The sequence below is a fragment of the Salipaludibacillus agaradhaerens genome (assembly GCF_002019735.1).
GTDB classification, from domain to species: domain Bacteria; phylum Bacillota; class Bacilli; order Bacillales; family Salisediminibacteriaceae; genus Salipaludibacillus; species Salipaludibacillus agaradhaerens.
Genome location: NZ_KV917378.1, coordinates 1551922 through 1563838, shown reverse-complemented (window position 1 = coordinate 1563838; position 11917 = coordinate 1551922). Strand labels below are relative to the sequence as shown.

Here is an 11917-nt window from a genome sequence, read left to right as displayed (position 1 = left end):
TTAACGACAAATTTGGAGGTGTTTTTCTTATGGGCCGAAAAAATAATGTTTATCCAGAAGAAATAAAAAAAGAGGTTATTCGATTAAAGTTAACAGGAGAGTATACGAATAAAGAATTGATGGCACGCTTTGGCATTAAAAATAAAACACAGATTAAGACTTGGATGAGATGGTATAGAAAAGGAGAAGAACAACGATTAGCTCAACCTGCTGGAAAGCAGTATAAGTATGGAAAAGGATCAGAGGATATGAGCGAAATTGACCTGTTAAAAAGAAAATTGTCCTATTATGAAATGAGAGAAGAACTGTTGGGAAAGTACCAGGAAATCGAAAGGAAGTGGTGCCAGAAGCATTCGTAGAATTGGTTGAAATATTGAAGTCTAAATACACGATTACGTCGATTTGTGATTGTTTGAATGTTCCCAATCAACTTATTATCGTTGGAGAAAGACATCTTGGAAACCTAAACCTTTAGAACAATTGGTATTAACTATTTGTAAAGAATTTAAATATAGAGTCGGGCATCGAATGGTGAGGGATCTTCTTAAAAAGGAACATCATATTAACGTCAATCGAAACACCGTTCAGAAGATCATGCAGAAGTTTAATATCCAATGTCGCGTAAAGCCAAAGCGACAATCCTATATAGCTGGGGAAAGTAAACTTGTGGTTGGGAACCTGTTAGAACAACATTTCTCCGCAGAGAGTTCGAATCAAAAGTGGGTGACTGACATTACATACTTACCTTATGGTGAAAAGATGCTATATTTATCAACCATAATGGACTTGTATAACAACGAAATTATTGCCTATCGAATCAGTGATAAACAAGATCTCTCGCTCGTGATAAACACTTTAGAAGATGCTTGTAGAGGTAGGGAGACTTATGGCGTCCTATTACACAGTGACCAAGGAGCTCAGTATACATCCTATAAATTTCAAGAAAAAGCAAAAGAAAAAGGCATTACCACAAGCATGTCTCGGAAAGGCAACTGCTTTGATAATGCCGTCATTGAATCCTTCCATTCCTCACTAAAGTCGGAAGAATTCAGCACTCAGCAACGAGTGCACCTTACAAATTCTATTGTACTAGAAAAAGTAGAAACGTACATGTATTATTACAATTATATACGACCATTTAAAAAGTTAAACTGCCATACCCCAGTAGAATTCAGGAGTATGGCAGCCTAGGTGTTTTTTTAAATCTCATTTTTCTAGGTCAGTTCACGTGTCATCGATAAGCTTGATTTTCCTAATAATCATCCATTTATTGAGCACTTTCGTTTCTTAAAAAGTGTTGTAGGAGATGAGCATGTTGCCAAGCAAACCATCCCAAGCCCGAATATGCTTTATACTGATTATAGTTTTGTAGAAGGTGTTTATGATGACAGAGCACAATTTCGCTAAGATTTAGCTGCTGCTTACAAAAAAGCAATTAAAGCTTTCTATGAGGCCGGGTGTCGCTATTTACAACTTGATGATGTGGCATGGGCAGTATTAATCCCTACTGAAAAGGATTCAGAAGAAGTAAAAGCAGATAAGCGTGAAAAACAACAGTATTTTAAACAAATCATTAATGAGGCTCTTGAAGACAAACCGGACGATCTCGTTGTAACGATGCACATTTGTCGGGGAAACTTTCGTTCAACATGGGCGATGTCCGGCGGCTATGATCCTGTAGCGAAAACGATTTTTGAAGAGGTTAAGGTTGATGGTTTTTTCCTTGAGTATGATGATGAGCGATCAGGGACGTTTGAACCGTTAAAATATCTAACTAGAAAAAATGCCACTGTCGTGCTTGGACTCGTGTCTTCAAAAATAGGAGAACTTGAAAAGAGAGAAACCATTAAAGCACGTATTAAAGAAGCAAGCGAATACGTCCCATCAGACCAATTGGCCCTTAGCCCACAATGCGGTTTCGCTTCAACAGAAGAAGGGAATATTTTAACGGAAGCACAGCAATGGGAAAAAATGAAGTTCGTCAAAGATGTTGCTGAAGAAGTATGGAACGATTAATAGTAATTTGGAATGATATTTTCTGGCAAATAAACTGTTTAAATGTATATCTATCTAGAGGCAGCATTCATTATGGTGCCTCGTCATCAGTTCATAGTACGACATTTAACGGTTCTTAGTTCCAACCTATTTGCATTTGCTTTTCCCCATTCTTTCATACATTTTCATGACGTTTTTAAAAAACCTTTGTTAGGCTTTTCCCTTTGTTGGTAGAATAAGAATAGACATGTCGAAACATGAATCTGAATGGAGGAACGGAAATGGAAAAACAAACGAAGCAATGGCTTGTAAGAGGTTCACTATTAGGGTTTATAGCAGGGTCCATTTTTGTCGCTTCAAATAAGCAAGCGCGTACGAAGGTAATAACAATAGCTAATACAACGAAAACGCGGACACAACACTGGATTCAAGTTATTAATGATAATCGTGATAGTGTGATGCAACAGCTTCAAGCGTCGAAAGATAACATTATGACCATTGTAGATGAAGCCTCTGAGGATGTAGAAACATTAATGGAAACATCGAAAAATTTAAAAAGTCACGCACTAAATTTAGTGTCTAGTGTGCAGGATTCAAAAGAGGAATTACTACAACTAACAGCGAAACTTCAAGCAGAAAAAGACATGCTTGAACCAAGTCAAGAGCTATTACCTGCTCCTGATGAGGAAGATGACCAAAAGAAACTAGAAGAACTATAAGTCTAAACACGGCCAAAATCGTTAGATGTATGCTAACGATTTTGGTTTTTTGTGGATAACTAGATCACAGGACCTCTAAAGCCTGAACCAGTCATAACTGATATTGAGATTCCCTATTAAAGTATTGATCGAGGTGTATTTTTGAAAAAAACGTCTGTTATCTCCCTTCTAAATAGATTTCGTTATTCTCTATTTTGAGCAGGGAGTTTTACAGACGGTAAAAGTGAGAGAAACGTAAGACAGCGTCTCCCTGAGGATGAAGTGCAGTCTGAATGAGGAACTTTTGTGACTGTTTCCTGAGTAAAAGTTAGCTGAAGACAAGCCCGCGGAAAATATCCGCCTAAAAAGTATAGGTCACAGTCATTATTTGAATTGTGACGTCACATTAACGTATTTAATAAAATCGACTCAAAAAATGTTTTGAAAAGGGGAGATTCGGCTACAGGATTATACAAGAGAATGTTAGGAGGAATAAGATTATGGCATTAACGAATGAGCTTAACTATTTAAAAAATTTAAACTGTGCTGACAACGAATGCGTTTTATCTGTCTATTTAAATACGGATCCTGCTAACCAAGATCAACAAAAAGGTGAGTGGAAAATAAGATTAAAAAATGGTTTGAAACGAATACAAGAGTATTTAGAGGCCTCAGGTAATGAAGACCAAATTAAAAGCTACAAACGGCTTAAGAAAAAAGTAGATGATGAAATTCAATCAAATCGCACAAATTTGCAGAAAAGTGTCATCATCTTCGCTTCCGATTATGACGATTTATGGAGCGTGCATTATTTACAAGTTCCTGTTGAAACAAGCTTTCATTGGGAATCATATGCTGTCACTGACCAGTTGGAAGAACTACAAAGAGATTATCCCCGGTCTGGTGTTATTATGCCTAACCTTGATGAAGTCCGGGTACTGGATACGTCACTCGGAGAGCTTCATGATGAAAGGACGTATATGTTCGATCCGGGAAATGAAGAGTGGACGTTTAAAGAAGGATTAGCTTCCTCTGATAGAATCGCTTCGGGAGCAAGTCACGTTGATAAAATTCAACAACGTTTTGAGGAAAATCGTCATAGATTTTATAAAAAGATGGCGACGAACGTGGAAAAATTAAAAAAAGAACGGGAATGGCAAGAAGTGCATCTCGTCGGAGAGAAAGACATGATTCGCACGTTTGAAAATAGCCTTAATGTAAAGCCGGCAGGGATGGTTGGTAAAAACTTAAATAATGCCGAACCGACGAAAGTATTAGAAGAGGTGTTTAACTAAATCTTAACTCCCATAACAGTGATGGCTGTTATGGGAGTCCTGTCTATCTGTGCTACTAATTAACTTTCTATATTTGCCGTACTTTGGCTACTTTTTTTAGTCTGTAAGTGTAATTGATATTGAAAAATAATCCCAGCAATAAGCATAACGACGAGCATGACTGACATTGAATAATAAATGGCACCATCACCCACAGCTTCAATGAGAAAACCTCCTACAACTGGACCGATCATGCTTCCAAGTGCAAAAAGGATGGCGGTCATGACATTCCCCGTCGGTAATAAATTGGCTGGGACTAGATCAGCCAAATAAGCTATCCCTAAAGAATAAAGGGATCCAAGTGTCATACCTGCCACTGCAAATAAGGAAAATAATAGCCAAGTCACCTCTTCTGCTAAAGGCATACATAAAAATAACATAAGGCCTATCCCGATAAGACCGATCAATACTTTATCCCGTCCTATTTTATCACTTAAGATACCGAGGGGGAGCTGTGTAATTAAACTCCCAAACACAAAGCCAGGTAGAAGGAAAACGGTGACAAAGTTCATATCTAACCCCATTCTAATGGCATAAACAGGATAACTACCGTGGAGAGATGCTTCTAAGTAACCGTAAAAAAATCCTGGTAGTAATGCAAACCAGGCGAGCTTCAAAACTTTTTTATACCGGGAAAGCGTATTAAGTTGTGAAGCTGTTTCAAAATCACTTGCTGGCCACTCATTTTTTAAAAACAGCATAAAAATCCACGCAATCAAACTGGCAGCTGATGCTAAAATAAACGGTAATAATTCATTTATTTCTAATAATCGGGTCATCATCGGCCCGAACCCGAATCCTAAGCCGAAAGCCAGCCCGTAGATGGCTAGTTGTCTTCCACGATTAGCTGGCGTGCTCGTGGTACTAATCCAAATTTGCGTTGAAAAATGAATCAGATTATCCGCAATGCCTACGACCATTCTTAGCACAAACCAAAACCAGAAAGCTTGCCAAAACGGAAAGAGAAGTAGTGAAATCGCCATGACGATTAGTCCAATAATAATCACAGGCTTATAACCATATTTTCTTACGGGTTTTTCGATAAAGGGAGAAATTAAAATAATCCCGATGTATAGAGCTGCCGCATTTAGCCCGTTCCAAGAAGATGAGACGCCGGCCCCTTCCAGCATGACGGCAAGGACAGGTAACAACATTCCTTGAGAAAAACCAGCAATTAGTACCATCCCCACGAGTACCCAATATCTATAGCCAGGGTGGTTAGGCTCAGTGTAGTGAGTTGAATGATCCATTTGAATGAAAGCCCCCTAACGATTGACAAAATAAACACCACTTTTCATTGTATACCTAACTTAAAATAGTGCAAGACATTAAGCATTTAGCGTGACTGGCCTAGATTGAAACAGTAAACTATAATTTAAGAAGAACATTGACAGGAAAGGACGTTATTTGATGAAATTTACGTATAATCAAGATGAGGCTTTTGAAACAGATTTTGAATTCGGCAAGCTGACAGTGTCTGGGAATGAGGAAAAAGGATTTCGCCCCTTTCAATTGATGGTGAGTTCGATTGCAGTATGCAGCGCATCTGTCTTAAGAAAAGTACTGACGAAACAACGGATGGTCGTTCATGACATTCAAGTAGAGGCTGATGTCACACGGGATCCTGCTAGAGCAAACAGACTGTCGGCTATTAAGCTTCATTACGTGATTCAAGGTGATGGCTTAACTGAAGAAAAAGTAGAAAAAGCCGTCCAACTTGCCGCTAAAAATTGCCCTATGGCGCAAACGGTTAGTGACACAGTCGCCATCACTGAAACATTTGAATTACATTAAATAATTAAAAGAAAAGGTGTGCTCTCCCTTCTTTAAAGGCAGTTTAACTCACATTGTCTAAAAGATAATGTTTGGTTTATCACAGATAACCTCGCCCCTCAAAATAGAGAAGAGAGGTAAAGCTATTTAGGCGGAAGCTAACGGCCACTAAAGTCCTAATTAACTTAACACCAATCAGTGGGAGAAGGGCGAAAATGCCCCCTGATTGAAGTTCGTTTTATAAGTATCACCTGACAAGAGAGTGAGGAGCACATTATGGAGCACGAACAACATGATTTTACTAAAGGGAGTATCATGAAAAAGATGATTCTCTTTTCCTCACCCATTTTTTTAACAAATATTTTGCAAACATCGTATCAAGTGATCGATTCTTTATGGGTAGGGAATCTTCTCGGACCTAATGCTCTTGGTGCCATATCCATTTCAGGTACCGTCGTATTTACTCTCCTAGCATTTATCATTGGGATTAATACAGCGGCTTTAACGGTTTTATCACAGTACAAAGGGGCTAAGGACGACACTGGACTAAAGAAATCACTGAATGGCTTTGTAGTCATATTAGGTGCTCTCACGCTTATCATTGGGATTCTAGGGGTCATTGTTTCTGATAGCATCCTTCAACTTATGGGAACCCCAGAAGATATCTTGCCTATGGCCATACTTTATTTAAGAATTAATTTTATCGGGATTCTCTTTCTATTCGGATATAATTTCATTGCCACCGTCTTACGTTCTTTAGGCGATAGCAAAACGCCCGTACGGTTCGTATTGCTAGCTGTCATCTTAAACACGTTATTAGACCCTTTCTTTATTTATGTCCTTGATTTAGGTATTGCAGGGGCAGCTTATGCCACGATCGTGTCCCAAGGAATCGCTTTTCTTTATGGGCTTACTTATTCTATATACAAAGCGGGTGTACCCTTCACCATTCCTTTTTTACCTGCTGTAAGTGAAGTGAAACATATTTTTAAATTAGGCCTCCCTTCCGGCTTGTCCATGATAGTCATTTCTGGTGGGACATTAGCAATTATGACGGTGGTGACAAGTTTTGGAGAAGAAGTGGTTGCAGGATTTGGGGCTGCTCAACGCCTTGATAGCCTTATTATGCTACCTGCTTTAACGTTAGGATCGGCCATTAACAGTATGGCGGGACAAAATATTGGGGCTGGAAAATGGGACAGAGTGAGTGCTATCTCAAAAAATGGTCTCTTATTAATTGCCTTAGTGTCATTAAGTTTAAGTGCCCTCGTATTTCTCACTGCTGAATATGCTGTTTCTTTATTCGTTCAAGACCCAGCAACAGTTGCGTTTGGAACATTATATGTACAAACTGTTGCGTTCTTTTATCCGTTTCTAGGCATAAATTTTGTATTAAATGGTGTCGTTCGAGCAGCTGGAGCGATGTTTCAAGTCTTTATCCTCAACGTTTTTTCGTTTTGGGTACTTCGGTTTCCGCTAACATATGGTTTTTCTCGGTGGCTTGGAGAAGCAGGAATAGGGGTAGGAATGGCTCTTAGTCTTATGCTAAGCAGTCTGCTTGCCATCGGCTACTATAAGCTTGGTAATTGGCGGAATATCACTGTTTTAGATGACAATGATGAAGACACGGAACGAAGGGGCTGATAGTTTGTGTCATTCTAAAAACAATGGTCTGAAAAATTGGAGGTTACACGAAAGGTATAATGATTAAATACAATGCTACAATGGAATTACCACTTAAGGATGCGGTGGCAGGCAGTGATTAGCGGCGTCTGAAGATCAAATGCGGAAGAATTTATCTCAGATAATCGTCCGTTTGTAGTAGAAGATCAATGCAGTAGTCGTTTTTTAGGTGATAGTTTGAATTATAAAATGGATGCATATTGATAAAAGCAAAAGTAGTGATGCCATAAAATCTTACACGATATGTATGATCGTTATATAGAGTGAAAGAAGACGTTATAAGTGTAATGGCATGACTTTATTTTATGAGGGGATGACGAGATATGGTAGAAGAACATATGATTCATAAAACTTTTTTTAAAACAATCGTTGATGAAGAAAATCAGCAGTCCCCTGTTAAATCACTGGGACAGCAGTTCTATGATATACAGATGGATGAAACGGCCGATTTGTCATCTGTAAGATTTGCGCAAGGGGAAGTCTATTACCATCATAAGGATATGGAGTCCGCTGTTTACAAGTGGGAGCTCGTGAAAAATGAGCTTCAACCATGGGCAAGAAAAAATATTGGTGACGCTTATTATGAAATGGGCTGGCTCAGGGAAGCAGAGAGTACGTATACGTCTATTCAATCGGAAAGTCCGGTGCTGTCAGTGGAAATATCACTACAACTCTTGCAGGTGTATGCAGATAAAAACAATAAGGATAAAGTACATCAATACATTAAAAAGGCCCTGGCTATTGACCCAAATTATCCGAATGTAACTGATATTGCCCGATCATTTTACGAAGATGAACAAGACTGGTATAAAGCAGTAGAATTAGCCGTTCGGGAGTCTGTGAGAACCGCATCACCTAAATGGTTTTCTATTTTAACAGATTATGCTGAAAGAGGTTATACAACATCGTTTGCTCCGGAATATTTTGAGAATGTACTTTTAACCGTGGCACAAACAGAACAGAGAGCGTTATCTAAACTGGCGTCCGCATTATGGGAAAGCTATTACCCAACACCTGCAAACATAGCATGGGTGAAAACATTGAATGCTGTTACGACTAAACTGACGTTCTCAAAAGACGTCCATTGGCATTCGCTTAACCGCTTATATTATAAAAACTACTTAGAATTTATGAGCGGCAGTTATTTATTGAATGAGCTTAAGCCATTACTTCCGGAGATGCTTAATGGCTGGATCAAGCTGACGAAAGGGAGCGACTCTGTTTATCCTGCTGCTGCGATTCTTGCTTGGGATGAGAGCGTATCAGGAACACTTTCACAAGAAACGGCAGCGACAGCGGAAAGCACTTTTTCGGATAATGCCACACAGACAATAAGTATGGAGAACATGACTGCCCTGCTTGAAACGATTTTACAATGGGCTGATGATAACGATGTGGTAGTGGAGCCGAAAATTAAATGGCTTGTATCACAATTATGGGCCTCTCAAGGTAGAAATATTCTTATTACTGGTGGTTCCCAATCTCATAATACAACGATGCTTAATCACCTGTTAGGTGAGGAATTATTTAAAGGTGAGACAGCTACTGTGTATGTCAAACATGGAGAGAAGCCAGCCTTAAACGCTGTTAATATGGACGGTCTTACCCAAGTGGAAGATATGAACGAATTAACAGCAAATGATTTAATTGAATTAACCTGGCCATCTTCTTTATTTACGGAGGAGGATACGTCCATTATCGTTGCTAAATATTCAGCTGATCCAACGGCAAGTGCAGGACCTGACTTTGATTTTGTTGCAACTGCAGATGACGTATTTTATCTGATTGATGCCACTGTCGAAAGAATGGAAAAGGAATATGAACGCCTACTTGCATTTGCAGAAAAGCATCGGGATGACGTCATTCATTTCGTTATCTCTAGTACACCAGACCGCCATTTAAATGATGTGACCTCACGCATAAATGAATTGTTTACAAATGCCCACATTCTTCCTGTATTTTCAACCAAAGATACGCGCCAACTGGTTGACGCCATTAAGGAGACAGGAAAAAATGGGGAAGTCAGTAGCAACACGACAACGTATTTAAGTGTCTTGCAGTCGCTATTAAGTCATCTACTCGATCGTCGTGAAACGAAAGAAAACACTTATAAACAAACGATTAAGTTTAACGAGAAGCTTATTGAGCAAATAGAGGCGTATCAAACAGGTGTGACAGAGAGAGAAACAGAGAAATACGAGGAATTAGCTGAAGCTTATCACGACATTAAAGAAGAAATGAAAAGCAAGGTTTGGGAAGACGTTCCAGTTTTTCTTAAAGAGACAGCGAATGAAATTGATGAAGAGGCAGACTTTAAAAATTTGCATAATGAACTAAATGACAAAATGAATCATAAAATCCAAACATATTTAACAGAACAACTTATACCAGATATGCAGACGGCATTTAATGACTGGCTAGTTGATGCGAAGGATAGTATGAATGACTTACAAGCTTATTTAGATCATGCCTCCACAACATTAAATAATATGTACGGTGAAACGAATGTTTCCTTGCAAACAGATTTCCAAGTCGTGACTGATTGGAAGCGTGATTTAAATCGCATGGTAAATCGAGTGGACTTACAAGAAATTAATATTATGAATCGATTAAAACCAACGCAATTTCTTCTTAAGAGTGCTGGAAAATTGCTAGGTAATTTTCAGCAAAACAATCACATGCTTTATAATCAATATCAAAAATATATTGAAAACGACAACTTTGAAGATGCGGCAACGTCAATCATTAAACATGTTTTCTTTGAGTTTGATTTATTTGAAAAGAACCTGAAGGCAGACATTAGCTTATGTGTTGAAGCGGCGTCTAGTGACTTAGAAGAACATAAAGTGGATGCAGGTGCTCAAGTTAAGAAAGCCCAAGACAATCTGACGTTAATGAAAGATCATCCAGCATCCTTTTATGACCCGCTAAAAATATTTGAAATCAGACTTCATCAATACCATTTAATGAGTGAAAAAAATGTTCAATTCAATCAATAGTCGACGATCCCCGTTGTAAGAACGGGGATATTTTTTTTGTTTTAAGCAAAACTACCTATTAAGAACTTTTCAACAAAAGGAGGACGCATATTTGTGAAACGAACAATGACGGCTATAACGGGCCTACTCGTTTGTTTATTTATAGTTACTACTCTCTCCCCTTTCATAGCTTATGCAGAAAGTGGGCAACAAACGAAGAAATCGAAGTCTGATCAAATACCGGAATCTGTTATTGATATTACAAAAGAAAATACGTATCCCAATCCGACACAGGATGTCCCAAGACTGCAACCAAGTAAACTCACTTCCCAATTGTTAAATTCGACAGATGTAAAAATTGACAATCCTGATTTAATCAAAATGATGAATGAATCCACCATTAAGAGCTCAAAGATAGGGATCGGAACGAACATATCCATTTACCTTGGGGAATGGCCGCTGTCATATGAATCGGAAGATACGATGGTGAACTGGGATTTTGAAAAAATTAATACAAATATGGTTGATAACAGAGGCGGTTCTGATAAAAAGAAAATTCAATTTAACCAACAGCAACAAAAGCGGGTTAAAGGAGGACTTACCGCTGACATGAGTGATGCTGAAATGGTCAAGAAAATGATGCTGAAAGAAGCTGCTGAAAGAACAAAACTTCCTTTAAGTTTTTCAACGACTGTTGGCTTTGGGACTCAAACTGATCGCGTCTACGACGTGGCCCCGAAAACAATGGGATACTTGACTGCTTATGCCCCAGCTGTCAACGAAAAAGGGAAGATAACGTATGGTGAAGTGTATCTCAAAGTGAAACGAGGCAACGCAGCCTTAGAGATTAAAAACGTCACAAGGCAAGGTGTTGGGGCATGGATACCTATCCAAGATTACCTCAACTTGAAATTAGAATCCACAAAGCAGCCGCGTTAGTCTGACGTACATGAAAAATGAGCTGGTGATAGTTAATATAAGCAACAGTCATTCTTACGCGTTTCTTTGAAGGGACGTGAAGATGGACGGTTGCTTTTTGTGATGGGCGGAAAGCTTCCGTCATAATTCATGCCAAAGCCACTGCCTAAGAAAGTTGGACAGTCTTGATAGAGACTCACTAGGAGCTATTTATTACAGATAACTGTCTGTAAAACTCCCGCCTCAAAATAGAGAGGAGAGCCATATTAATTTAGTCGGGAAATAACGGACGCTAATATTCTGATTGAAGGTTCGCTTTATATCGTAAGCATGCCTGCTTTTTACACGAATATAATGTGGTAAGGACACGGGAAAGATGAGTTTTAGAAATGAATGAAATCCCGCATTTGATAGTTCATTAGACGGTTCATATAGTACTTTCAATGCATGAAAGCCCTTGCTGTTCATGAATGGTTTGTTCATAAAAATTCCCTGCTCAAACTAGATAATTTATTTAGATGGGTGATAACAGACGCTA

Annotated in this window: 7 protein-coding genes and 2 pseudogenes; 8 read left to right on the top strand and 1 reads right to left on the bottom strand. The window is 38.7% G+C overall.

The features are described 5' to 3' along the window. The first annotated feature begins 29 nt into the window (after positions 1-29). From BK581_RS07555 to BK581_RS07540, 4 genes and pseudogenes are all read left to right on the top strand, one after another. Positions 30-1191: pseudogene (locus tag BK581_RS07555) on the top strand (IS3 family transposase). A 228-nt stretch (positions 1192-1419) separates the two neighbouring features. Further along, positions 1420-2016, top strand: a pseudogene (locus BK581_RS07550) (5-methyltetrahydropteroyltriglutamate--homocysteine S-methyltransferase); the annotation flags it as partial. 260 nt (positions 2017-2276) lie between these two features. Beyond that, complete coding sequence (locus BK581_RS07545) at positions 2277-2714, top strand: hypothetical protein (protein ID WP_078577593.1); 438 nt, start codon at positions 2277-2279, stop codon at positions 2712-2714. A 479-nt stretch (positions 2715-3193) separates the two neighbouring features. After that, on the top strand, positions 3194-3988 hold the full coding sequence (locus BK581_RS07540) for a VLRF1 family aeRF1-type release factor (RefSeq protein WP_078577592.1): 795 nt from the start codon (positions 3194-3196) through the stop codon (positions 3986-3988). Positions 3989-4047: 59 nt separating this feature from the next. Here BK581_RS07540 and BK581_RS07535 read toward each other — a convergent pair whose 3' ends face one another. After that, entirely contained in the window at positions 4048-5277 is a 1230-nt protein-coding gene (locus tag BK581_RS07535; RefSeq protein ID WP_078577591.1) for an MFS transporter, read from the bottom strand. 160 nt (positions 5278-5437) lie between these two features. On the opposite strand from BK581_RS07535, the gene BK581_RS07530 reads away from it, so the two are divergent. The 4 genes from BK581_RS07530 (at position 5438) to BK581_RS07515 (ending at position 11400) form a co-directional block, all read left to right on the top strand. Then, positions 5438-5821 carry an OsmC family protein gene (locus tag BK581_RS07530; protein WP_078577590.1) on the top strand — a complete coding sequence of 128 codons (384 nt, stop codon included), beginning with the start codon at positions 5438-5440 and terminating at the stop codon, positions 5819-5821. Between the two features lie 255 nt (positions 5822-6076). Further along, positions 6077-7444, top strand: a complete 1368-nt coding sequence (locus BK581_RS07525) for an MATE family efflux transporter (RefSeq protein ID WP_078577589.1) — start codon at positions 6077-6079, stop codon at positions 7442-7444. Between the two features lie 362 nt (positions 7445-7806). After that, positions 7807-10482: a tetratricopeptide repeat protein gene (locus BK581_RS07520; protein WP_078577588.1), complete on the top strand. Its 2676-nt coding sequence runs from the start codon at positions 7807-7809 to the stop codon at positions 10480-10482. Between the two features lie 93 nt (positions 10483-10575). Further along, complete coding sequence (locus tag BK581_RS07515; protein WP_245828936.1) at positions 10576-11400, top strand: YfkD famly protein; 825 nt, start codon at positions 10576-10578, stop codon at positions 11398-11400. The last annotated feature ends 517 nt before the right edge of the window (positions 11401-11917 follow it).